General features: G+C 64.5%; 25 protein-coding genes. 19 read left to right on the top strand and 6 right to left on the bottom strand.

The window, feature by feature from the left end:
• Positions 1-39 precede the first annotated feature (39 nt).
• Genes ABIC76_RS11685 through ABIC76_RS11670 form a run of 4 tightly spaced genes read left to right on the top strand, consistent with a single transcriptional unit; the run spans position 40 to position 2798 of the window.
• On the top strand, positions 40-1257 hold the full coding sequence (locus ABIC76_RS11685; protein ID WP_354534054.1) for a beta-ketoacyl-[acyl-carrier-protein] synthase family protein: 1218 nt from the start codon (positions 40-42) through the stop codon (positions 1255-1257).
• Positions 1254-2057 (top strand): beta-ketoacyl synthase chain length factor, encoded by an 804-nt coding sequence (locus ABIC76_RS11680; RefSeq protein ID WP_354534053.1) that lies wholly within the window; start codon positions 1254-1256, stop codon positions 2055-2057. The genes ABIC76_RS11685 and ABIC76_RS11680 overlap by 4 nt, the downstream gene beginning before the upstream one ends.
• A complete protein-coding gene (locus tag ABIC76_RS11675) occupies positions 2054-2515 on the top strand; it encodes a hotdog family protein (RefSeq protein WP_354534052.1) in 462 nt (153 codons plus the stop codon). Before ABIC76_RS11680 ends, ABIC76_RS11675 begins: the two co-directional genes overlap by 4 nt.
• Positions 2516-2537: 22 nt before the next feature.
• Complete coding sequence (locus tag ABIC76_RS11670) at positions 2538-2798, top strand: hypothetical protein (RefSeq protein ID WP_354534051.1); 261 nt, start codon at positions 2538-2540, stop codon at positions 2796-2798.
• Between the two features lie 88 nt (positions 2799-2886).
• Here the strand turns inward: ABIC76_RS11670 and ABIC76_RS11665 are convergent, their stop codons facing one another.
• Positions 2887-3435 (bottom strand): single-stranded DNA-binding protein, encoded by a 549-nt coding sequence (locus tag ABIC76_RS11665; protein ID WP_102064463.1) that lies wholly within the window; start codon positions 3433-3435, stop codon positions 2887-2889.
• 87 nt (positions 3436-3522) lie between these two features.
• Positions 3523-4686, bottom strand: coding sequence for an MFS transporter (locus ABIC76_RS11660; RefSeq protein ID WP_206272396.1), 1164 nt, complete (start codon positions 4684-4686; stop codon positions 3523-3525).
• A gap of 243 nt (positions 4687-4929) precedes the next feature.
• Here ABIC76_RS11660 and uvrA point away from each other — a divergent pair, with 243 nt between their 5' ends.
• Positions 4930-7794, top strand: a complete 2865-nt coding sequence (uvrA, locus tag ABIC76_RS11655) for an excinuclease ABC subunit UvrA (protein ID WP_102064461.1) — start codon at positions 4930-4932, stop codon at positions 7792-7794.
• A gap of 68 nt (positions 7795-7862) precedes the next feature.
• Here uvrA and ABIC76_RS11650 read toward each other — a convergent pair whose 3' ends face one another.
• From ABIC76_RS11650 to ABIC76_RS11640, 3 genes are all read right to left on the bottom strand, one after another.
• On the bottom strand, positions 7863-9539 hold the full coding sequence (locus ABIC76_RS11650; protein WP_102064460.1) for a Na/Pi cotransporter family protein: 1677 nt from the start codon (positions 9537-9539) through the stop codon (positions 7863-7865).
• A gap of 19 nt (positions 9540-9558) precedes the next feature.
• The gene (locus ABIC76_RS11645; RefSeq protein ID WP_354534050.1) at positions 9559-10179 is read right to left on the bottom strand and encodes a LysE family translocator; all 621 of its coding nucleotides are present in this window, start codon (positions 10177-10179) and stop codon (positions 9559-9561) included.
• Positions 10180-10303: 124 nt separating this feature from the next.
• Entirely contained in the window at positions 10304-10912 is a 609-nt protein-coding gene (locus ABIC76_RS11640) for an adenine phosphoribosyltransferase (protein WP_051530827.1), read from the bottom strand.
• A 108-nt stretch (positions 10913-11020) separates the two neighbouring features.
• Here ABIC76_RS11640 and ABIC76_RS11635 point away from each other — a divergent pair, with 108 nt between their 5' ends.
• Entirely contained in the window at positions 11021-11599 is a 579-nt protein-coding gene (locus tag ABIC76_RS11635) for a DJ-1/PfpI family protein (protein ID WP_354534049.1), read from the top strand.
• Between the two features lie 39 nt (positions 11600-11638).
• Positions 11639-12043, top strand: a complete 405-nt coding sequence (locus ABIC76_RS11630; RefSeq protein WP_354534047.1) for a ribbon-helix-helix domain-containing protein — start codon at positions 11639-11641, stop codon at positions 12041-12043.
• 9 nt (positions 12044-12052) lie between these two features.
• Here ABIC76_RS11630 and ABIC76_RS11625 read toward each other — a convergent pair whose 3' ends face one another.
• Complete coding sequence (locus ABIC76_RS11625) at positions 12053-14032, bottom strand: monovalent cation:proton antiporter family protein (protein ID WP_102064458.1); 1980 nt, start codon at positions 14030-14032, stop codon at positions 12053-12055.
• 309 nt (positions 14033-14341) lie between these two features.
• Here ABIC76_RS11625 and ABIC76_RS11620 point away from each other — a divergent pair, with 309 nt between their 5' ends.
• From ABIC76_RS11620 to ABIC76_RS11565, 12 genes are all read left to right on the top strand, one after another.
• Complete coding sequence (locus tag ABIC76_RS11620; protein ID WP_354534046.1) at positions 14342-15325, top strand: KpsF/GutQ family sugar-phosphate isomerase; 984 nt, start codon at positions 14342-14344, stop codon at positions 15323-15325.
• A 16-nt stretch (positions 15326-15341) separates the two neighbouring features.
• Entirely contained in the window at positions 15342-15938 is a 597-nt protein-coding gene (locus tag ABIC76_RS11615; protein ID WP_102064457.1) for a KdsC family phosphatase, read from the top strand.
• 4 nt (positions 15939-15942) lie between these two features.
• The gene (lptC, locus tag ABIC76_RS11610; RefSeq protein WP_354534045.1) at positions 15943-16575 is read left to right on the top strand and encodes an LPS export ABC transporter periplasmic protein LptC; all 633 of its coding nucleotides are present in this window, start codon (positions 15943-15945) and stop codon (positions 16573-16575) included.
• Positions 16576-16634: 59 nt separating this feature from the next.
• Positions 16635-17222, top strand: coding sequence for a lipopolysaccharide transport periplasmic protein LptA (lptA, locus tag ABIC76_RS11605; protein WP_027678301.1), 588 nt, complete (start codon positions 16635-16637; stop codon positions 17220-17222).
• A 30-nt stretch (positions 17223-17252) separates the two neighbouring features.
• Positions 17253-18041 carry an LPS export ABC transporter ATP-binding protein gene (gene lptB, locus ABIC76_RS11600; protein ID WP_004633384.1) on the top strand — a complete coding sequence of 263 codons (789 nt, stop codon included), beginning with the start codon at positions 17253-17255 and terminating at the stop codon, positions 18039-18041.
• 96 nt (positions 18042-18137) lie between these two features.
• Positions 18138-19649: an RNA polymerase factor sigma-54 gene (locus tag ABIC76_RS11595; protein ID WP_102064455.1), complete on the top strand. Its 1512-nt coding sequence runs from the start codon at positions 18138-18140 to the stop codon at positions 19647-19649.
• 50 nt (positions 19650-19699) lie between these two features.
• The gene (gene hpf, locus ABIC76_RS11590) at positions 19700-20053 is read left to right on the top strand and encodes a ribosome hibernation-promoting factor, HPF/YfiA family (protein WP_004633388.1); all 354 of its coding nucleotides are present in this window, start codon (positions 19700-19702) and stop codon (positions 20051-20053) included.
• 346 nt (positions 20054-20399) lie between these two features.
• Positions 20400-20855: a PTS IIA-like nitrogen regulatory protein PtsN gene (gene ptsN, locus ABIC76_RS11585; RefSeq protein ID WP_012761097.1), complete on the top strand. Its 456-nt coding sequence runs from the start codon at positions 20400-20402 to the stop codon at positions 20853-20855.
• 73 nt (positions 20856-20928) lie between these two features.
• Complete coding sequence (hprK, locus tag ABIC76_RS11580; RefSeq protein ID WP_004633393.1) at positions 20929-21903, top strand: HPr(Ser) kinase/phosphatase; 975 nt, start codon at positions 20929-20931, stop codon at positions 21901-21903.
• A gap of 186 nt (positions 21904-22089) precedes the next feature.
• Positions 22090-22431 carry a PsiF family protein gene (locus ABIC76_RS11575; RefSeq protein WP_354534044.1) on the top strand — a complete coding sequence of 114 codons (342 nt, stop codon included), beginning with the start codon at positions 22090-22092 and terminating at the stop codon, positions 22429-22431.
• 94 nt (positions 22432-22525) lie between these two features.
• Complete coding sequence (rapZ, locus tag ABIC76_RS11570; RefSeq protein WP_027678304.1) at positions 22526-23419, top strand: RNase adapter RapZ; 894 nt, start codon at positions 22526-22528, stop codon at positions 23417-23419.
• Positions 23420-23517: 98 nt separating this feature from the next.
• Positions 23518-24171, top strand: a complete 654-nt coding sequence (locus ABIC76_RS11565; protein ID WP_354534042.1) for an LON peptidase substrate-binding domain-containing protein — start codon at positions 23518-23520, stop codon at positions 24169-24171.

Below are 24171 nucleotides of genomic sequence, written 5' to 3'. Positions count from 1 at the left end.
CGAACCAGCCCACCCCACCATCGCCGCGACATCCTGCCCGTGAAGCCCGTCCTGCTCACGCATTTCACCGCCACGAGCTGCCTCGGACGTGGCCTTGACGCCACGCTCGACGCGTTGCGCGGGCAACGTGGCGGCCTCTCGCCGTGCACCTTCCCGCGCGCTGATCTCGACACCTGGATCGGCGAAGTGCCCGGGGCCGATGCAGCGCCCGTGCGTGCAGACCTGGCCGATTTCGATTGCCGCAACAACAGGCTCGCCCAGATCGGCCTCACACAGGACGGTTTTGCCGAAGGCGTTGAAGCCGCCAAGGCGCGCCATGGCGCCACGCGCGTCGGCGTATTCATCGGCACCAGCACGTCGGGCATTCTCGAAACCGAACGCGCCTATCAGCACCGCGATCCGCAAACAGGCGCACTGCCGGCGAGTTTTCACTACGCGCAGACGCACAACATCTATTCGCCCGCCGCGTTTGTGCGTGCGTACTTTGGGCTGAGCGGGCCGGCCATGGTGATTTCGTCGGCGTGCTCGTCGGGGGCCAAGGTGTTTGCCTCGGCGCGGCGCATGCTGGCGGCGGGCCTCATCGATGCGGCGGTGGTCGGCGGCGTCGATTCGCTGTGCCTGACCGCGCTGTACGGTTTCAACTCGCTGGAGCTGCTGTCAGGCCAACCGTGCCGGCCGTACGACGCGGCGCGCGACGGCATCTCCATCGGCGAGGCAGCGGCCTTTGCACTGCTGGAGCGCGCCCCCGACGCCAACGACGCGCTGGACGACGACGCCATCCTGCTGCTCGGCATTGGCGAATCGAGCGATGCGCATCACATGTCGTCGCCGCATCCCGAAGGATTGGGCGCCCGCGCGGCCATGGCGCAAGCGCTCGCCACCAGCGGCCTGAGCGCAACGGACATCGACTACATCAACCTGCACGGCACCGGCACGCCCAGCAATGACGCTGCGGAAGCGCGGGCCATCCAGGCGCTGTTCGACGGCACGGCGTGCAGTTCGACCAAGGGCGCGACCGGCCACACGCTGGGCGCGGCGGGAGCGTTGGAAGCCGTGATTACGGCGCTGGCGCTACGCCATCAACTTCTGCCCGCCGGCATCAACACCACGCAGCCCGACCCGGCCTTGAACGTCAACTACCTGACAACAAGCCGCGACGCGCCTGTTCGCGCGGCACTGAGCAACGCGTTTGGCTTTGGCGGCACGAATTGCAGCCTGGTGTTTGCCCGCGCAGGCGATGTGGGGGTGTCGTCATGACCGGCCTGAGCGTCTTCATCGAAAGCATCGGCGTGCTGGGCCCCGGCCTGCAGGATTGGCCGCACACGGCTGACGTGCTCGCAGGCCGCGCACCCTACGCACACGCGCCGACGGAATTGCCGCCGCCCGCCGGCCTGCCGTCGGTCGAACGTCGTCGGACGGGGCCAGTGGTCAAACTCGCACTGGCAGTCGGCCACGAAGCCGTTGCTGCGAGCGGACGCGATGCCGCCACGCTGGCCACGGTCTTCAGCTCGTCCGGCGGCGACGGCCATAACTGCAACGCCATCTGCGAGACCCTGGCAGGCGACGACCGCAAACTGTCGCCCACGCGCTTCCACAACTCCGTGCACAACGCGCCGGCCGGCTACTGGAGCATCGCCACGCACGCGATGGCGCCGTCCAACGTGCTGTGCGCGTATGACGGCAGCTTTGCCGCCGGCCTGCTGGACAGCCTCTGCCAGGTCGCAATTGATGCCACGCCCACGCTGCTGATCGCCTATGACGGCGACTACCCGGAACCGCTACATGCGGTGCGGCCCGTGCCCGATACGTTTGCGGTGGCGCTGGTACTCGCGCCCGAAGCCGGCCCGCGCACGCTCGCGCGCATTGACGTCGCGCTGACCGACGCGCCGCCGACGGCGTTGGCACATACCGGCCTGGAAACCCTGTGGCACGGCAACGCCGCAGCCCGCGCGCTGCCATTGCTGGAAGCGTTCGCCGCACGGCGAGCAGGCCGCGTGGTACTCGAGTATTTGCCCGAGACCCGCGTGCAGGTCGACCTCACCTTCAGCACGCCATGACGTCCACGGCGCAGCCGGCTCCGCCGCTTGACCGCAACTGGATCGCGGCACACATTCCGCACAGCGGCGCGATGTGCCTGCTCGACGCTGTCGTCGCCTGGGACGAAGCACACATCCATTGCAGCGCCACGAGCCATCGTGACGCTGCCAACCCGCTGCGTTCGCACGGTCAACTGGCTGCCGTTTGCGGCATCGAATACGCCGCTCAGGCGATGGCCGTGCATGGCGCCCTGTGCGATGCTGCGCAAGCGCGCCCGCGCGCCGGCTTTCTTGCCAGCGTGCGCAACGTTGAAGCTCATGTCCCGCGCATCGACACCATCGACGCACCGCTCGATGTCGAAGCTGAACGCATCGGCGGCGACGGCAACAACGTCCTGTACCGATTCACCGTGCGCAGTGGCACGCGTATCCTGTTGACCGGCCGCGCCGCCGTGGTGCTCGACGCGTCCGTTGCATGAACCTGTTTGTGAGGATTCCGCTGTGAAAGGCCCTCTGCTTTTGATCCCTGCGCTGCTGCTGGCGCTGCTCAGCCCCCTGGCCCACGCCGACTTGTCCGAGACCAAGGAAAACATCAAGCAGGGCACGAAGGATGCGGCCCGAAAAACCGGTCATGCCGCGAAGGAAGCCGGGCATGCGACGGCCAACGCCGCGCGCACGGTTGGGCATGGCGTGAAGAATGCAGCGCATGCGACCAAATGCGGCGTGAAGCATCTCTTCAAGAAGCCATGCGAGAGCGACTAGAACGCTGCAACCCTGCAGACTGAGGGCCAACAAAAAACCCGGCGTCCTTGGTGGACTGCCGGGTTTTTTGTTGTGTGCCGAGAGGGACTTAGAACGGAATATCGTCGTCCATATCCTCAAAGCCATTCGACGGTGCCGGCTGACGACGTGCACCGCCGCCCTGACCGCCGCCTTCGCCGCCGCGGGAGTAGCCACCGCCTTGGCCTTGACCTTGGCTGCGGCCACCGCCGTAACCACCGCCACCGCCGCCTTCACCGCCACGCGAATAGCCGCCACCGGCACCACCGCTGCCGCCGCCCTCACCGCCGCGGCCGCCGAGCATCTGCATCTGGTCTGCGACGATCTCGGTGCTGTATTGCTTCTGGCCGTCCTTTTCCCATTGACGGGTCTTGAGGCGACCTTCGATGTAGACCGACGAGCCCTTCTTCAGGTATTCGCCCGCAATTTCGGCCAGACGGCCGAAAAAGGCGATGCGGTGCCACTCGGTGGCTTCCTTCATTTCGCCGCTGGCCTTGTCCTTGTAGCGGTCGGTGGTGGCCACGCGGATGTTGGTGACCGCGTCGCCGCTGGGCATGTAACGCGTTTCCGGATCGGCACCGAGATTGCCGACGATGATGACTTTGTTGACGGACGCCATGATGAGTTTCCGAAGGTAATTGAAGGGATGCCGCCGTAAAGGGCTAACGAAAAAAGCCGACTGAAAGTGTAGCGCTGAATGCCGACCCTAGTGCCGACGCAACGCCGGCATCTGCATGGGGCTGGCGATTATAAGCCACGCCAAAGCCAGCGCCGCGCAGGTCAAAAATACTGCATGCTGCCCCGCGTGCAGCAGAATCCAGCCACCGCCCGCACCGCCCGCAAACAGGCCCAGCGCCTGCGTGGTGTTGTACACGCCCATGGCCGCACCCTTGCGTACGCCCGGCGCGTACTTCGACACCAGCGACGGTTGCGACGCCTCCAGCACGTTGAAACCGAGGAAGTAGACCAGCAGCGCAATCGCCAGCGCGGCGAGCGTCGGATTCACTTCGCCCAGTGCCAGCTGCGCCACCATCACCAGCGCCACGGCCGACAGCAGCACCGCTTTCATCTTGCCGCGTTTTTCTGCCGCAATGATGGCCGGCACCATCAGCACGAACGACACGCCCATCACCGGCAGGTAGATTTTCCAATGGGAATCGACGGGCAGGCCGGCGGCTTCCAGCATGTGCGGCAGCACGACGAACAACGCCGTCTGCGTGGCGTGCAGGGCGAACACGCCAAAGTTCAAGCGCAGCAGTTCAGGGTTGCGCAGGACTTCTCGGAACGGCGCTTTCACATGCTCCGGCGGACGCGGCGGGTTAGGCACCACCCACAGCACCACGCCGATGGCGACGATGGCCAGCACGCCAATCGCCGTGAACATGCCCGGCATGCCGACCCAGCGGAAGATGACCGGCGCACTCACGATGGCCACGGCAAACGACAGGCCGATGCTGCCGCCGATCATGGCCATGGCCTTGGTGCGATGCTCCTCGCGCGTGAGGTCGGCCACGAAGGCGATCACCGCCGACGAGATCGCCCCTGCGCCCTGGATGGCCCGTCCCACGGCGATGCCCGCGACGCTGTGCGAAAACGCCGCCACCAGGCTGCCCACCGCAAAGATCACCAGCCCCGTCACGATGACGGGCTTACGCCCGAAGCGATCCGACAGCCAGCCGTAGGGGATATAGAGCACCGCCTGCGTGAGGCCGTACACGCCGATGGCGAAGGCGACGAGCTGCGTGTTGTTGCCGTCGGGCAGCGTTTTCGCGAACACCGCGAAGACCGGCATGATCATGAACAGACCCAACATGCGCAGCGCGAAGATGCCGGCCAGCGAGGCGGCCGCACGCAGCTCAAGGCCGTTCATACGGCCGGAGGCGGAAGTCATGGATGGGGAAGCGGAGGACATGGTGCGGAAACCGCCGCGAAAGTCAGGAAGAAAAAGCGGCGACAAGAACACTTGAACGGCTCTGCAGATTGCCCCATCTGGGGGCAGATACCAGCAAAACCGAAGTTCGGTATATTAGCAGGCTTACCCTTTTCCACCCCTCCGCCGATTGCCGCAGGCGGTCCGCACCCCGACGCCGCATTCAGCTGCACTCAGCCGCACATGGACGAAATCAAGATTCGTGGGGCCCGTACCCACAACCTGAAGAACATCAACCTCGATCTGCCGCGCAACCAGCTGATCGTGATCACCGGGCTTTCGGGGTCGGGCAAGTCGTCGCTCGCGTTCGACACGCTGTATGCGGAGGGGCAGCGGCGCTACGTGGAATCGCTGTCGGCGTATGCCCGGCAGTTTCTGCAACTGATGGAAAAGCCCGACGTCGACCTGATCGAAGGTCTGTCGCCGGCCATTTCCATCGAGCAGAAGGCCACCAGCCACAACCCGCGCTCGACGGTCGGCACCGTCACCGAAATCCACGACTACCTGCGCCTGCTGTATGCGCGCGCCGGTACGCCCTACTGCCCCGATCACGGCCAGCCGCTGGAAGCGCAAAGCGTGTCGCAAATGGTCGATGCCGTGCTGGCGCTGCCGGCCGACACCAAGCTGATGATCCTGGCGCCCGTGGTGGCCAACCGCAAGGGCGAGCACGTCGACCTGTTTGAGGCGATGCAGGCGCAGGGTTTCGTGCGCTTTCGCATCCGCTCGGGCGGCGGCACGGCGCACGAGGCCGAGGCCAAGGTCTACGAAGTCGACAACCTGCCCAAGCTCAAGAAGAATGACAAGCATTCGATCGAGGTCGTGGTCGACCGCGTGAAGGTCAACCCGGAACTCAAGCAGCGCTTGGCCGAATCGTTCGAAACGGCGCTGCGCCTGGCCGATGGCCGCGCCATCGCGCTAGAAATGGATACCGGCCGCGAGCACGGCTTCAGCTCCAAGTTTGCGTGCCCGATCTGCTCGTATTCGCTGCAGGAGCTGGAGCCGCGGCTGTTCTCGTTCAACAACCCGATGGGCGCCTGCCCGCACTGCGACGGCCTGGGCCAGATCACGTTCTTCGATCCGAAGCGCGTGGTGGCCTTTCCGAATCTGTCGCTGGCGTCGGGCGCCATCAAGGGGTGGGACCGCCGCAATCAGTTCTATTTCCAGATGCTGCAGAGCCTGGCGGCGTTCTACGACGTCGACATCGATGTCGCGTTTGAAGACCTGCCGGCCGAAATCCAGCAGATCGTGCTGCACGGTTCGGGCAAGCAGCAGATTCCGTTCACGTACATCAACGAACGCGGCAAGACCACGGTGCGCGAGCATGCGTTCGAGGGGATCATCCCGAACCTGGAGCGGCGCTACAAGGAGACCGACTCCATCGCCGTGCGCGAGGAACTGGCCAAGTACCAGAACAACCAGCCGTGCCCCGAGTGCCACGGCACCCGCCTGCGCCGCGAGGCCCGCTTCGTCAAGATCGGCGAGGCCGACCAGGCACGCGGCATCTACGAAATCAACGGCTGGCCGCTGCGCGATGCGCTCACGTATTTCCTGACGCTGAACATGCACGGCGCCAAGCGCGAGATCGCCGACAAGATCGTCAAGGAGATCACCGCGCGGCTGAACTTCCTGAACAACGTCGGGCTCGATTACCTGTCGCTCGAGCGCAGCGCCGATACGCTGTCGGGCGGCGAGGCGCAGCGCATCAGGCTGGCCTCGCAGATCGGCTCGGGACTGACCGGCGTGATGTATGTGCTGGACGAGCCGTCCATCGGCCTGCACCAGCGCGACAACGATCGGCTGATCGGCACGCTCAAGCACCTGCGCGATCTCGGCAATTCGGTGCTGGTGGTGGAGCACGATGAAGACATGATCCGCGCGTCGGACTATGTGGTCGACATCGGGCCCGGTGCCGGCGTGCACGGCGGCCAGATCATCGCCGAGGGCACGCCCCAGCAGGTCGAGCAATCGCCGGCGTCGCTGACGGGCGACTACTTGTCGGGCAAGCGCCGCATCGAGGTGCCCAAGCAGCGCACGGCGCCCGATGAAGAGCGCTGGCTGCGCATCATCAACGCCAGCGGCAATAACCTGAAGAACGTGTCGGCCGATATTCCGATCGGGCTGCTGACGTGCATCACGGGCGTGTCCGGCTCGGGCAAGTCGACGCTCATCAACGACACGCTGTACCACGCGGTGGCGCGCCATCTGTATGGCTCGACACCGGAGCCGGCAGCGCACGATCGCATCGACGGGCTCGAGCATTTCGACAAGGTCATCAACGTCGACCAATCGCCGATTGGCCGCACGCCGCGCTCGAACCCGGCCACCTACACGGGCCTGTTCACGCCGATCCGCGAGCTGTTTGCCGGCGTGCCGTCGGCCAAGGAGCGCGGGTATGACCCGGGCCGCTTCTCGTTCAACGTCAAGGGTGGACGCTGCGAGGCCTGCCAGGGCGACGGCGTGCTGAAGGTCGAGATGCACTTCCTGCCCGACGTGTATGTGCCGTGCGACGTGTGCCACGGCAAGCGCTACAACCGCGAAACGCTCGAAGTGCTCTACAAGGGCAAGAACATCACCGAAGTGCTGGAGATGACGGTGGAGCAGGCGCACGAGTTCTTTGCACCGGTGCCGGTGGTGCGCCGCAAGCTGCAGACGCTGCTGGATGTGGGCCTTGGCTACATCCGCCTGGGGCAATCCGCGACGACGCTGTCGGGCGGTGAAGCGCAGCGCGTGAAGCTGTCGCTCGAGCTGTCGAAACGCGACACGGGCCGCACGCTCTACATCCTGGACGAGCCGACCACCGGCCTGCACTTCCACGATATCGAGCTGCTGCTGAAGGTCATCTACAAGCTGCGCGACCACGGCAATACGATCGTGATCATCGAGCACAACCTCGACGTGATCAAAACGGCGGACTGGCTGCTCGACCTGGGCCCCGAAGGCGGCGCCGGCGGTGGGCAGATCATTGCCAAAGGCACCCCTGAGGATGTGGCCAAGAGCAAGGCGAGCTTTACCGGCAAGTACCTCGCGCCGCTGCTGAAGCGGAAGTAAGCGACCTCCTTTTCGGCAACAAAAAAGCGCAGCTTCGGCTGCGCTTTCTGTTGGGGCGACGCTGCCCCTCAGTGGCCGGCAGGCGCCGCCTCGGTGCTCACCTCGTCCGCATCCTTCATGCGACTGCGGTTCAACGCGCCGGCCTCATCCAGGACCGGATACGCGGCTGCGCAGAACAACGAATTCAATCGCTTGAAATCGCTGATGATGTCCAGATGCAGCGAACTGGTCTCGATGCTCTCGGCCGTCTGCGCAGAGATCCGCGTCAGGTGACTGCGCGCGTAGCGTTTCTCCAGATCGCGGAAGTGCGCCTTTTCCAGCATCAGCTTCTGCGCGCTGCGCAGGTCGCCCGTGAGGAACACCGACAGCGCCAGCTTGAGGTTCGTGACCAGGCGCCCGTGCATGTCTTCCAGCTCTTCCATGCCGGCCTCGGAAAAGGCCAGCTTGTGTGCGATCTTCTTCTCGCGCACGTCCTGCAGCATGCGGTCGAGAATGTCGCCGGCGTGCTCCAGGTTGATGGTCAGCGAAATGATGTCTGCCCAGCGCTTGCCCTCGCGCGCGTCCAGCGCTTCGTGGCTCAGCTGCGTGAGATAGAGCTTGATGGCGGTGTAGAGCGCATCGACCTCGTCGTCGATCGCGCGGGTGGTCTGCAGCAGGCGCACATCGTTGGTCTTGAGCACGCGCAGGGTGTTGTCGAGCATGTGTTCAACGCGATCGCCGATGCGCAGCACCTCGCGCGCCGCGTTGCCCAGCGCCAACGTTGGCGTAGCCAGCGCAGAGGGATCGAGATAGCGCGGCGCAACCAGATCGTCGATATGCGCACCGCCCGGCAGGATGCGGGCGCACAGTCGCGCCATCGCTTCGGTAAAGCCGATCAGCAGCACCGCCAGCGCGACGTTGAACACAACATGAAACGCCACGACCACGTGCTGCGGCGCCACGCCCGCGTGCGGCGCCCACGCTGCCAGTGTGTCCAGGAACGGCAGCGCCAGCGCCGCGCCAAGCATGCGCGACAGCAAGTTGCCCAGTGTTGCGCGGCGCGCGGCCTGGCTGGATGACGGTGTGGTCGCCAACGCGGCCACGGCACTGCCGATGTTTGCGCCCAGCACAATCGCAAAGGCCACCTTGACGGACACCGCGGCCGATGCCGCCAGCGTCGCGCAGAACAGCACGACAGCCAGACTCGAATAGCACAGCAGCGTGAGCACCGCGCCAATCAGCATGTTCAGACCGGTGTCTGACGAGATGGAACCCAGCAGCACGCGCAGCGCATTGGCTTCCACCATCGGGCTCGACGCGATCGAGATCAGCTCCAGCGCCATCATGATCAGCCCCAGGCCGATCAGCACCCGCCCAAAGTGCCCCACCGCGCTGCCCTTGCGCGACAGATGCAGGATCACGCCAAAGAAGATCAGCAACGGCGACAGCCACGACAGGTCCAGCGCAAACACCTGCGCCATGATGGCCGTGCCCACGTTGGCACCCAGCAAAATCGCCAGCGCCGACGACACGCCCATCAGCCCCTGCGCAACAAACGCCCCGACGATGGTGGCCGTCGCATTACTGCTCTGCACAAGGCACGTCACGCCGATGCCGGCCAGCAGCGCGGAGAACCGATTTGAGACGCTGCGCGACAGCAGGCGACGCAAGTCCGCGCCATAGAGGCGCAACATGCCGACCTTGACGGTCTGCGTGCCCCACACCAACAGGGCGACGCCGGAAAGCAGCTTAAGCAGGGTGATCATCGATGCCGTTCTGTCTTGCTTATTTGGTCAGGGCCACGCGCAGGCCCAGCCCGATGAAAATACAGCCGCTCACCCGGTCGAGCCACAGCGATGCGCGCGGCGTACGGCGCATCCAACCGCCCAGCGCGGCCGCGCACCAGCCGTAGACGCTGAACACCACGATGGTCTGCGCCATGAACACGCCGCCCAGCAGCAGCATCTGCAGCGCTGCGTGGCCCGCCTGCGCATCGACGAACTGCGGCAGGAACACCACGAAGAACAACGTCACCTTCGGGTTGAGCAGATTGGCGAAGACACTCTGGCGATACACGCGCCACAGGTCGGGCGCCGCCTGCGGTCCAGCAGGATTCAGGCCGACGCCGCCCTTGCTGCGCAATGCCTGGACGCCCAGCCAGATCAGGTACGCGGCGCCCAGCCAACGAATCGCCTGGAACGCCACTGGGGACGACTGCAGCACGGCGGCCAGCCCGAGCGCCGCCAGCGTCGTATGAAAGAGGCACCCTGACGCAAACCCAGCCGCCGCCGACAGCCCGGCCTTGCGGCCCTGGCTGGCGCCGCGGGCGATGACCTGCAGGTTGTCGGGCCCCGGCATCACGGTGATCGCGATCGAGGTCAGCAGAAACAGCACTACGTGTGGCATCGACGTCTCCCGGTGTGCGCCGAAAATGGAAAGGCTCATGCTACTGCGCGCGGCAGCAGAACGTCATATTTTTGTCACATGAATGTATGCGGCGAGCGCATCACGCCACGCCGTCGCGGGCCGGTCAGTGTCCGTCGAAGCGGCAGACCGTGAAGAGCGGCAGACCGCCTTCGATCAGCAATTGCGAGCCGCCGAGTTCGGGCAGATCGACAATCGCCGCGCCCTCCACCACCGTCGCGCCCAGCCGCTCCAGCAGGCGCTTGCCGGCCATCATGGTGCCGCCGGTGGCGATGAGATCGTCGATCAACAAGACGCGGTCGCCGGGCTTGCAGGCATCGGCATGGATTTCCACTGTCGCGCTGCCGTATTCGAGCATGTACTCCTCGGCCACCGTGTTGAACGGCAGCTTGCCTTTCTTGCGGATCGGCACGAAGCCCAGGTTCAGCTCGTACGCCACGATCGAGCCGAGGATGAACCCGCGCGCATCGATGCCCGCCACCAGGTTCAGCCCCTGCCCCATGTAGCGATGGACGAACACGTCCACCAGCACGCGCAGGCTCTTCGGGTCCTGCAGCAGCGGCGTGATGTCGCGAAACATCACCCCGGCCTGCGGCCAATCCGGCACCGTGCGGATCCGGTCACGGAGGTAGCGCGACACATCGCCCAGTTCGGTGGACGCGGGAACGGACGACGGCGTCAGCAGCGCCGCCTGGTGATGAGGGACTTGGCTCATGGCAAAAACCGGAAAGCAGGAAACGTGGTCTGTGGTAATGGGCTACCACCCGGGCCGATTGGCGCCGAACCACAATGGGGAAACCGCAACCATACAGGAGACACGGCGATGGCAAAGAAAATTCTGATGCTGGTTGGCGACTACGTCGAGGACTACGAGGTCATGGTTCCTTTCCAGGCGCTGCAGATGGTCGGCCACACGGTGCACGCTGTCTGCCCGGACAAGCGCGCCGGCGATTCCGTCGCGACCGCCGTCCACGATTTCGAAGGCGCACAGACGTACTCCGAAAAACCGGGCCATCGCTTCACCGTCAACGCCACGTTTGCCGACGTCGACCCGGCAGCGTACGACGCACTCGTCGTGCCCGGCGGCCGGGCGCCCGAATACCTGAGACTGAATGCCCGCGTGCTGGAAGTCGTGCGTCACTTCTTCCAGGCGGACAAACCCGTCGCCGCGATCTGCCACGGTGCCCAGTTGCTGTCGGCGGCGGGCGTGCTGGAGGGCAAGACGTGTTCCGCCTATCCGGCATGTGGCCCGGAAGTCACGGCCGCAGGCGGCACGTTCAAGGACATCCCCGTCGACCAGGCGCACACCGACGGCAAGCTCGTCACGGCGCCCGCGTGGCCGGCACATCCAGCCTGGTTGGCGCAGTTTCTTGAAGTCCTGGGCACGCGGGTTCTACACTGACTCGGTTGCCCGCACGCCGGGCACTCCAGGAGCCCGGCCATGTGCGAAATCTTCATCCGCGCCAATCCCCATTCGTACGACAGCCTCGCGCGCTCGCTCCGCCTGCACGGCGTGGCGACCAGCGTGCGGCTGGAATGCCTGTTCTGGGAGGTGCTGGAAGAGATCGGCCAGCGCGACGGCCTGACGGTCAACCAGCTCATCAGCAAACTCTATGACGAGTTGTTGGAGCGACGCGGCGAGGTGGCGAATTTCGCGTCGTTCCTGCGCGTCTGCTGCCTGCGCTATCTGATGCTGCAGCAGGACGGGCGCATTCCCGCCGATACCCGGGTGTCGATCAGTTCGCTCGACGCCGCAACGGTGCTCGATGGCCTGCCGCCCAACTTGGCCGATACCCCGCCGCCCCGTCGCTCGCGGGGGCCGCTGCTCGAAGCGCTCGTCAAGTAAGCCCGCGCATCAACGCGGCGAGAGCCGCTCCTCCGCCATCTGCAGCCCCTCGGGCGTGCCACGCAGCACGACGATATCGCCCAGTTCCAGCACGGTGTCCGGATCGGGATCGAGCGCACGAATACCCTGGCGCCGGATCGCGGTGACCGACGTCTTGAAGGTCTCCAGCCCCATCGTCCCGAGCTTGTGGCCGATGGCGGGCGAGCCCTTGGCCAGCGGCACCGAATGCAGCCGCACGGCGTCGCGCTCGAGCATGTCTTCCTCGTCATCCTGGCCGTGGAAATAGCCACGCAGCAGGCTGTAGCGTGCGTCGCGCATCTCCTGCGCACGGCGCACCACGCGGCGCAAGGGCACGCCCAGCAGCACCAGCGCGTGCGAGGCCAGCATCAGGCTCCCTTCGATGATCTCGGGGACGACCTCCGTGGCGCCGGCTTGCTGCAGGCGGTCGAGGTCCGCATCGTCGATGGTGCGCACGATCACGGGCAGGGTCGGCTCCAGGGCCTGCACGTGGTGCAGCACCTTCAATGCAGACGCCGTGTCGGCGTAGGTAATGGCGACCGCCGCTGCACGGTGGATACCGGCGGCCACCAGCGACTCGCGCCGCGCCGCATCGCCATAGACGACGTGCTCGCCGGCGGCGGCGGCCTCGCGCACGCGGTCGGGGTCCAGATCCAGCGCGACGTAGCCGATGCCTTCCTGTTCCACCATGTGCGCCAGGTTCTGGCCGCTGCGCCCGTAGCCGCAGATGATGACGTGGCGCTCGGTGGCGATGCTCTGCGCGGCGATCTTGGTCATGGCCAGCGACTGCATCAGCCAGTCCGTGCGCGACAGCCGCATGGCAATCACATCGCTGTACTGGATCAGGAACGGCGCCAGCAGCATCGACAGCAGCATCGCCGCCAGGATCGCCTGGCCGAGCAGCGGGTCGATGAGCTTCATGCCGTCGATCTGGTTGAGCAGCACGAAGCCGAACTCACCGGCCTGCGCCAGCCCGAGGGCCGTGCGGATCGCCGCACCGCCGCCGGAGCCGAAGGCCCGCGCCAGCAGCGCAATCAGCACGAACTTGAACAGCACGGGCGCCGCCACCAGCCCCAGCACCAGGGCCCAATGCTCGAAGACCACGCGTGGGTCCAGCAGCATGCCGACCGTCACGAAGAACAGCCCCAGCAGCACGTCGCGGAAGGGCTTGATGTCTTCTTCCACCTGCAGCTTGTACGGTGTTTCCGACACCAGCATGCCGGCCAGGAACGCGCCCAGCGCCATCGACAAGCCCAGCCGCTCCGTCAACGCGGCCATGCCAAGCGTGACCAGCAGCAGGTTCAGCATGAAAAGTTCTTGCGAGCGCCGCGCCGCGACCAGGTGGAACCAGCGCGACAAGAGCTTCTGCCCCAGGAACAGGATCAGCACCAGCGCAACGGTGATCTTAAGGGCTGCCACCGAAAGCGCCAGCGCCAAGTCGGTCGGGTTCTTGCCCAGCGACGGGATGACGATCAGCAGCAGCACCACCGCCAGATCCTGGAACAACAGCACGCTGATGATGTTGCGGCCGTGCTCGGTTTCCAGCTGCAAGCGCTCGGCCAGCATCTTCGAGACGATGGCCGTGGACGACATCGCCAGCGCGCCGCCCAGCGCCAGCCCGGCCTGCCACGACAGCGGATACCAGTGCGACAGCAGCATCGACACAGGAATCGTCAGCAGCATGGTCAGCACCACCTGTGACGCCCCGAGCCCCAGCACCAGCCGTCGCATCGAACGCAGCTTGGAGAGGTTGAACTCCAGCCCGATCGAAAACATCAGGAACACCACCCCGAACTCGGCCAGATAGCGCGTCTGGGCAGAATCGGACTCCAGCCCCGTCGCCTTCGGCCCGATCAGCACGCCCACCACGAGGTAGGCCAGCATCGGCGGCAATTGCAGCATGCGGAACAGCACCACGCCGATGACGGCAGCGGCCAACAACACAAGGGTGAGTTCCAGCGGCGAATGCATGCGACGCGAAAAACCGATCGAAAGGGGTTGGACAGGAGGGGCAGCACCCGCGCATCAGGACGGTGCGTGCACAAACGAGCACGCAGGCGCTGCAAGACCGATGCCAGGGTATAAACGAAGAACGCGATACGCGAGACGCCGCACAGCAAAAAATGACGGCGTGGCGACGGGAAGAAAAGTGATTTGAAAGCCGATTGCCGCGGCGCAGCAAAACGGAGCGCCCGCACGCTCCGCCACTCCCCGCAAGTCAAGCCCCGACGCGCCACCTGCGGCCGAGAACAGTGTCAATCGTTGTTATACTTCGCCGCCATGATAGCGAATTTCAATCCGGATCGAGCACTTGCGCTGGCGCAGCAAACCTTCGACATCGAAGCGCAAGCCGTCCTCGGTCTCAAAACCCAGGTGTCCGCCGACTTTGCGCGTGCGGTCGAAATGGTGCTCGGCTGCACCGGGCGCGTCGTTGTGTCCGGCATGGGCAAATCGGGCCATGTGGCGCGCAAGATTGCCGCCACGCTGGCCTCGACCGGCACGCCGGCGTTCTTCGTGCACCCCGCCGAAGCCAGCCATGGCGACCTCGGCATGGTCACGCGCGACGACGTTTTCATCGGCTTTTCCAATTCCGGCGAAGTCTCGGAGCTGAACGTCATCCTGCCGCTCGTCAAGCGGCTCGGCGCCAAGCTGATCGCCGTCACGGGCAACCCGGAGTCCTCGCTCGGCAAGCACGCCGACGTGGTGCTGAACTCCCACGTCGATGTCGAAGCCTGCCCGCTGAACCTGGCTCCCACCGCCAGCACCACCGCGCAGATTGCGCTGGGCGATGCGCTGGCCGTGGCCGTGCTCGACGCGCGTGGCTTCGGTGCCGAAGATTTCGCCCGCTCGCATCCGGGTGGATCGCTCGGCCGTAAGCTGCTGACGCACGTGCGTGACGTCATGCGCGCCGGCGACGCCATCCCGCGCGTGAATGAAGACACGCCGCTGTCGCAAGCGCTGATGGAAATCACCCGCAAGGGCATGGCGATGACCGCCGTGGTCGATGCCGATGGCCGCGCCGTGGGCGTGTTCACCGACGGCGACCTGCGCCGCCTGCTCGAAACCCCGCGCGACTGGCGCACCGTGCCCATCCACGAGGTCATGCACCGCAACCCGCGTTCGGTCGGCCCCGAGCAGCTCGCCGTTGAAGCCGTCGAAGTCATGGAAACGCACCGGATCAACCAGTTGCTGGTGGTCGATGCCGGCGGCCTGCTGGTGGGCGCGCTGCACATCCACGACCTGACGCGGGCCAAGGTCATCTGACCCGCCCACGCCGCTGATGATCACTCCGGCCCCGTTTCCCGCCGACAGCGTCCACAGCAACATCGACGCACGCTTTCCGCAGGCAATGGAACGCGCCGCGCGCGTGCGCCTGATGGTGTTCGACGTCGATGGCGTGCTGACCGACGGCCGCCTGCTCGTGGGGCCCGAGGGAGAAATCAGCAAGGCATTCGACACGCTCGACGGCCACGGCATCAAGCTGCTGGCACAGGCCGGTGTCACGTCGGCCATCATTACCGGGCGGCAATCCGAAATCGTCGCCTGGCGCGCCGGGGAACTCGGCATCGAACATCTGTACCAAGGCGTAGCCGACAAGCGCGAGGCGTTTGCCCACCTGCTGGCCGCCACGCAACTTCAAGCGGCCGACGCCGGCTACATGGGCGACGACTGGCCCGACCTGCCGGTGATGACGATGGTGGGCTTTACCGCCTGCCCTGCTCAGGCCCATGTCGAACTGCGCAGCCGCGCCCACTATGTCGCGCAAGCCACGGGCGGACGCGGCGCCGTGCGCGAAGTGGCCGACCTGATCCTCAAGGCACAAGGCGCCTACGACGCCCTGCTCGCGCAACTGCTGCACGCCCCGCAACCCTCCTGACTCCATGGCCAGCGAACGCTCCCAACGCCTCGTCTCCTCCGTGCTGCAGATCATGCTGCGCGGGCTGCCGATCCTGCTGATGGCGATCGTCTGCGGCGTCACGTTCCTGCTCGTGCAGGTCAACACGCCGCAAACCGACGAAGACGCCACGCAGCCCAAGCGCCACATCCCCGACTACACCATGGACGGCATCTCGGCCACGGCGCTCGACGAGACCGGCACGACCAAATACCGCTTTACCGGCGTCCACATGAATCACTATGAGGACGACCTGACCTACGACGTCACCTATCCGGCGCTGCGCGTCTATGCGCCCGATCGGCCGCAGGTCACCGCCCGCGCGGATCTCGGCAAGATGAACGGCGACGGCACCATCATCGATCTGTACAACAACGCCAAGGTCATCCGCGCACAAGGGCCCGACGCTCGCCAGGACCCGCTGATGACGGCCGACTCGACCTACTTCCAGGTGCTGCTCAACGACGACATCGTGCGCACCGACAAGCCGGTCGAGCTGCATCGCGGGCCGTCGATCATGAACGCCAACGGCCTCATCTTCAACAACGTGACGCGCCAAGTACAATTGCTGGGCAATGTGCGCGGGCGAATCGAAGGGCTGGGAGCGCCGAAGCAGTAAACTCTGCCCCCGACACCTGACAACGCCCACCGACCGCGCCCTTCTCCGACGTGATCCCCATGACTGATTCCCTCCGTGCTGCCGGCCTCGCCATCGCCGCTGCGCTGCTGCTTCCGGCCCTGCCCGCGCACGCCGAGCGCGCCGATCGCGACAAGCCGCTCGTGCTCGAAGCCGACAACGCCAGCTACGACGATCTGAAGCAGGTCTATCACTTGACCGGCAACGTGGTGCTGACCAAGGGCACCATGGTGCTGCGCTCCGACCAGGCCGATCTGCGGACCGACCCCGAGGGCTACAACTACGCCGTCGCAACCTCCAAGCCCGGCAATCTCGCTTTCATTCGCCAGAAGCGCGACAACGTCGACGAGTACATTCAGGGTTGGGGCGAGCGCATCGAATACGACGGCAAGCAAGAGATTTCCAAGCTGATCACCCGCGCCCGCATGGAGCGCCTGCAAGGCGCGACGCAGCTCGACGAGATCCGCGGCGCGGTGATCACGTACGACGGCCAGAAGGAGTTCTACACGGCCTCGGGCGGCGCTGAAAACGCCACCGCCGCCAACCCGTCGGGCCGCGTGCGCGCCGTTCTCGCGCCGCGCACGAGCACGCCCGCCGCGCCGGCACCTGCCCCAGCCGCCAAGCCCTGATCCGTATCGCCTGTCTTTTCCGCTTCGCTTATGTCCGCCACCACTCTCGCCCCGAAAACTGCAGCGCCGCAGGCCACGACTTCCAGCACGCTGGTCGTCCGCCATCTGAAGAAGCGCTACGGCACGCGCACAGTGGTCAAGGACGTGTCGCTCGATGTAAAAAGCGGCGAAGTGGTGGGTCTGCTTGGCCCCAACGGCGCGGGTAAGACGACCTCGTTCTACATGATCGTCGGCTTGGTGGCGCTGGACGCCGGCGACATCGTGCTCGACGGCGAGCACATCAGCCGCCTGCCGATCCATCAGCGGGCGCGCATGGGCCTGTCGTATTTGCCGCAGGAAGCGTCGGTGTTCCGCAAGCTCAACGTGCAGGAAAACATCCGCGCGGTGCTCGAGCTGCAGGAGCAGAACGGCAAGAAGCTGTCGCAAGACGAAGTCAATCGCCGCCTCGACGGCTTGCTCGACGACTTGCAAATCGCTCACCTGCGCGACAACCCGGCGCTGTCGCTCTCGGGCGGTGAACGTCGCCGCGTGGAAATCGCGCGCGCACTCGCCTCGTCGCCGCGCTTCATCCTGCTCGATGAACCGTTTGCCGGCGTCGACCCGATCGCGGTCGGTGAAATCCAACGCATCGTCAGCTTCCTGAAAGACCGCAACATCGGCGTGCTGATCACCGATCACAACGTGCGCGAAACGCTGGGCATCTGCGATCACGCCTACATCATCAGCGAAGGCACTGTGCTCGCCGCGGGCATGCCGGAGCAGATCATCGAAAACGAGGATGTACGCAAGGTCTATCTGGGCGATAACTTCCGGATGTAAGCCGCGCTGCACGCTTACGCCTTAAGGACGTGGCAAAGCCGCACCTTAAAGCAAAATCCGTTCCATCGACCGAGTGTTGGGCATAGAATAGCCCGCATGAAACAGTCGCTCCAGCTCCGTCTCTCTCAGCACCTCGCGCTCACGCCGCAGTTGCAGCAATCGATTCGACTGCTGCAGTTGTCGACCATCGAACTGCAGCAGGAAGTTGAGCAAGCCCTGACCGAAAACCCGCTGCTGGAGCGGGAAAACGAGTGGCTCGACACCTCCGCCCGCATTGGCGCAGACGGCTCCGTGAGTGCGCTGCAAAGCAACAGCGCCACACCCCTGCCCACAGAATCGCCTCCGCCCGCACCCAACGGCGGCGACAGCAGCGACAGCGCCGACAACAGTTACGAGAACGGCCACGACAGCGGCGCCGATTTCGACAGCGATTACGGCTCCGACCGCTCGGACTGGAGCCTCGACGACTTCGCCCGCAAGCCGCAATCCGACGAAGACGATCGCGCGCCACTGCAGTTGCGCGAAGCCGAGCAAAGCCTGCGCGAATTCCTCATGGAACAACTCGCGCCGCTCAAGCTCTCGATGCGCGACAAGGGTCTCGTCATCTTCCTGATCGAGTCACTCGACGACGAAGGCTATCTGTCGGGCACGCTCGACGAGATCCTCGCAGATCTGCCGGCCGAACTCGAAGTCGAACTCGACGAACTGCAAGCCGCGCTGCGCATGCTGCAGAGCTTTGATCCGCCCGGCATTGGCGCACGCTCGGCGGCCGAATGCCTGTCATTGCAACTGCATCGGCTCGATTCGCCCGCGAAAGCGCTGGCACTCATCATCGTCAATCAACATCTTGAACTGCTTGCCGCGCGCGACTACACGCGCCTGAAGAAGGCACTCTCCGTCGATGAGCCTGCACTCAAAGCCGCACATGAGCTGATTCGTTCACTGGCGCCGTTCCCCGGTCATGCATTCGGCCGCGCCGAAGCGGACTTCGTGGTGCCCGACGTGGTCGTGCGCAAGACAAGCGCAGGCTGGATGGCGCAGCTGAACCCCGACGTCATGCCGCGCCTGCGCATCAACGACATGTACGCGCAAATCCTGCGCAGCAGTCGCGGTGAATCAGGCGCCGCCAATCTGCAGCAGAAGCTGCAGGAAGCACGTTGGCTGATCAAGAACATTCAGCAGCGCTTCGATACGATCCTGCGTGTCTCGCAAGCGATTGTCGAGCGTCAAAAGAGCTTCTTCACGCACGGCGAAATCGCCATGCGCCCCTTGGTTTTGCGGGAAATAGCCGATACACTGGGTCTACACGAGTCCACGATCTCCCGTGTGACAACGAACAAATACATGGCGACCCCGATGGGGACGTTCGAGTTGAAGTACTTCTTCGGCAGCCATGTATCGACGGAAACCGGCGGGGCCGCGTCATCCACCGCGATACGCGCGCTCATCAAGCAACTTGTAGGAGCCGAAGACCCGAAGAATCCTCTGTCCGATAGCAGAATTGCCGAACTGTTAGGCGAACAAGGATTCGTGGTGGCCCGTCGGACGGTGGCCAAATACCGCGAAGCCCTCAAGATCCCTGCAGTGAATTTGCGCAAGTCTTTATAGCCGCATCGCGGGCAGTTCCGGTGCGGCTCATCTTGAGAAGGAGAACCGCTATGAACTTCAAACTCAGTGGACACCACCTGGACATCACGCCTGCTTTGCGTGAGTACGTGGAAACGAAACTGGAGCGTGTGATCAGGCACTTCGATCAGGTGATTGGCGTCAGCGTGTTGCTATCGGTCGATAACCACAAGGAGAAGGATCGGCGTCAGTACGCGGAAATCAACCTGCACCTCAAAGGTAAGGACGTCTTCGTCGAATCACACCATGAAGATCTTTATGCGGCCATTGACCTACTCGTCGACAAACTGGACAGGCAAGTGATCAAGTACAAGGACCGCGTGCAAGGGCACGATCGCGACAGCATGAAGCACCAAGCCTTCCAAGCCGTGCAGATGCAGCAATAGCAGGACGGCACCGCAAAAACCGCGCCCCGAGTTGGCGCGGTTTTTTTATGCCGTGGTGCATTCGTGACGAATCCGATTGCAACGAATTTAAGTCGGGCTAAAATCTGACGAAAGTATGAATGCTGGCGTGGCGCGGCTTTTGGCGCGATGCTGGCAAAAACAGGGTCGATGCCGGGCGCACAGTGCCGGCACCGGCTGATCGCAGCCCTGGGGGATTCGCTTCTCTGCCCTGCGCGGTGCACCGCTGGTGCGCCGCACAAAGCCGCGCGGCACGTGGTCTATAATGACCCCATTGTCCGCGCGCCATCTTGGTGCAGAAGGACGCCGCTCATTTCACGCATTGCACATGAATCGCTTGGCCAAACTGCTGCCGCCCGGGAACATTGCCCTCGACGTCAGCGTAACCAGCAAAAAGCGGGTATTTGAACAGGCCGGCCTGCTGTTCGAGAACAACCACGGCGTGACGCGCGCAGTCGTCACCGACAACCTGTTCGCGCGCGAGTCGCTGGGCTCTACAGGCCTGGGCGCCGGCGTGGCGATCCCGCACGGGCGCATCAAGGGGCTCAAGCAACCGCTGGCCGCTTTCATGCGCCTGTCCGAGCCGGTGCCCTTTGAGTCGCCGGACGGCAAACCTGTCTCGCTGCTGATCTTTCTGCTGGTGCCTGAACAGGCCACCCAGCAGCATCTGGAAATCCTGTCTGAAATCGCCCAGCTGCTGTCCGACCGTGACATGCGCGAAGGCCTCGCCACCCTGCCGTCGCCCGAGGCGATTCACCAGCTACTGACCGACTGGCGGCCCTGATCGCAGCGCAATCGGGGGCAAGCGCAACCGATTGCGAACGCGCTATGCCCCGTCGGCACCACCGTGCCCTGCTATGGAACTGACCGGCGTCATCGCCCAATCGATCTTTGACGACAACGCAGCCGATCTGAAGCTGTCGTGGGTCGCCGGCCTGGAGGGCGCGGATCGCGCGTTCGACGTGGACTTCGCCAAGGAAGCGACCTCCGCAGCGGACCTGGTCGGGCACTTGAACCTCATCCATCCGAATCGCATCCAGGTGCTCGGGAAGCCCGAGATCACCTATTACCAGCGCCTGTCGGAAGAAAACCGCAAGCGACAGATGGGCGAGCTGATCTTGCTGGAGCCGCCCTTCCTGGTGGTGGCCGATGGTGTGGATCCGCCCCCGGACCTGGAGCTGCGCTGCACGCGTTCGTCCACGCCGCTGTTCACGTCGCCGATTTCCTCGGCTGCCGTCATCGATCACCTGCGCTTGTACCTGTCGCGCATCTCCGCACCGCGCGTGACGATGCACGGGGTGTTTCTCGACATCCTTGGCATGGGCGTGCTGATCATGGGCGATTCGGGTCTGGGCAAGAGCGAGTTGGGCCTCGAACTGATCTCGCGCGGCCACGGCCTCGTTGCCGACGACGCAGTCGACTTCGTGCGGCTGGGTCCGGACTTCATTGAAGGTCGCTGCCCGCCGCTGCTGCAGAACCTGCTGGAAGTGCGCGGCCTGGGCCTGCTCGACATCAAGACGATCTTCGGTGAAACGGCGGTGCGCCGGAAGATGAAGATCAAGCTGATCGTCCAGCTCGTGCGCCGCAACGATGGCGAGTTCGAACGCCTGCCGCTCGATTCGCAATACCTCGATGTGCTCGGGTTGCCGATCCACATGGTGAAGATCCAGGTGGCCGCCGGCCGCAACTTGGCCGTGCTGGTCGAAGCCGCCGTGCGCAATACCATCCTGCGTCTGCGCGGCATTGATACGTTGCGCGACTTCATGGACCGCCAGCGCGCCGCCATGCAGGCAGAAGCCGCATCCCACTCGCCCCAGGGCCGCCTGCTTTAACAAAGCCGCCACAAAGTTTCGTATTCAGACCGGTTTACCCTAGTTTTCGCTGCGAAACGTCAACCCGACGTGCGGCCGCCCCGTTGTGGGAGGGAATGCGCCGAGCACACAACGCGGCGGCGTTCATCGCGAGCGCGGCGGCTTGTTTTCGCCCGCTCTTCTGACGGTACCAAGGAGAATACGACGATGAAACAACTGATTGCCGCTTGCGCCCTGGCGCTCCCGTTCCTGGCCGGCCAGGCATTCGCCCAAGCCAGCGCACCCGCAGCCGCGCCGGCCGCACCTGCTGCCGCCCCGGCAGCCAAGAATTCGCAGCAAGACAAGATGAAGCAATGCAACATGGACGCCGCCGGCAAGAAGGGCGACGAGCGCAAGGCCTTCATGAAAGGCTGCCTGTCGGACAAACCGGCTGCTGCCGCCAAGCCGATGACGCAGCAGCAAAAGATGGCGGCCTGCTCCAAGGCCAACAAGGGCAAGAAGGGCGACGAGTACAAGAACGCCCAGAAAGAGTGCCTCTCGAAGGGTTGAGCGTTCCCTTAGCCACGCTTGAAAAAAGGCGGCCGGATCGGTCGCCTTTTTCGTTGGTCGCTGCTTTGCAACACAGGGATGCTATCCTCGCGGCATGCGGATCATTCTCATCACCGGTATGTCGGGTTCAGGGAAATCGGTCGCCCTGAACGTGCTCGAAGACGCAGGCTACTACTGCGTCGACAACCTGCCCGCGCAGTTCATCCCCGAACTGGCGCGCTATCTGGCGGACCAGGGTTATACGCATCTGGGCGTGGCCACTGACATCCGCAGCCGTGAATCGCTGCGCAAGGTGCCGGAGACGGTCACCGTGCTGCGCAAGGAACACGACGTGCGCATGCTGTTTTTGACGGCGAGCACGAATGCGCTGGTGCAGCGCTACTCCGAAACGCGCCGCCGGCATCCACTGTCGATCCGTAACGGCCGCCCCGATACCGCCGCCAACGTGCAGGCCGCCGCCAAGGGCCTCGACACCTCGCTCATCGAAGCGATCGAGATGGAGCGCGAGCTGCTCAGCCCGCTTGCCGATCCGGCACATCGCATCGACACCAGCACGCTGCGCACCAACGCTTTGCGCGCGTACATCAAAGAATTCATCAGCGACGAGCCGCACGACATCACGTTGATGTTTGAATCGTTTGGCTTCAAGCATGGCGTGCCGACCGACGCCGATCTCGTCTTCGACGTGCGTTCGCTGCCCAACCCGTACTACGACACGCAATTGCGTCCGCTCACGGGCCGCGATCAACCCGTCATCGATTTCCTGCAAAGCCAGCCGATGGTGCTTGCGATGGCGGAAGACATTCGCGCCTACGTGGAAAAGTGGCTGCCGAGTTTCATCGCCGACAACCGCAGCTACCTGACCGTCGCGATCGGCTGCACGGGTGGCCAGCATCGTTCCGTATACATCGCGGAACGGCTCGCCACGTACTTCCGCGCGCATGGTAATGTGTTGGTCCGCCACCGCGAATTGGCCGTAGACGGTTGACCGCGCCGGATATCTCCCGCGCGCGACTCCGTTCCATCTGGATGCGGCTTCTTGCGCGGCGCCACGCGAAGGTCTTGCCGCCTGCCGAAAGCCCGTCCATGCAAGAAGACATCGCTCTCTCACCGTTCTCGCCGCTGCCGCCGCTGCCCACTGAGTTGCCGCTGTTTCCGTTGCACACGGTGCTGTTTCCGGGCGGCCTTCTTCCGCTGCGCATTTTCGAAGCCCGCTACATGGACATGGTGCGCACTTGCCTGCGCGACAAGACGCCGTTCGGCGTCTGCCTGATCGAGCGCGGCAACGAAGTCGGCACCACCGACAACCCGACCGTGCCGGTCGACGTGGGCTGCATTGCCCACATCACCGAATGCGATATGGAGCAGTTGGGCCTGCTGATGATCAAGGTGCGTGGTACGCAGCGCTTCAAGGTGCTGTCGTTCGAGACAACGCCCAACGGGTTGATGCACGGCACGGTCGAGCCCATCGGGGCCGACGTGGAAGACTGCAAGGGCGAGCTTTTCGACGATTGCGTGGGCGCCCTGCGCCGCATCATCACGACGCTCGGCTCACGCGAAGACGGCAACGTCCCGATGGTCGAACCCTACGAGTGGAACAGCCCGAGCTGGGTCGCGAATCGGCTGTGCGAGCTGCTGCCGGTGCCGCTCAAGGCCAAGCAGAAATTGATGGAACTTATGGACGCCGGCATGCGCATCGAGATCGTCCATCGCTACATGAAGCAGCATCACATTCTGTGA

Source organism: Ralstonia sp. 1138 (genome assembly GCF_040544795.1).
Lineage (GTDB): Bacteria > Pseudomonadota > Gammaproteobacteria > Burkholderiales > Burkholderiaceae > Ralstonia > Ralstonia flatus.
The sequence above is the reverse complement of the archived record's forward strand: the minus strand, read 5'-3'. Positions and strand labels throughout refer to the sequence as shown.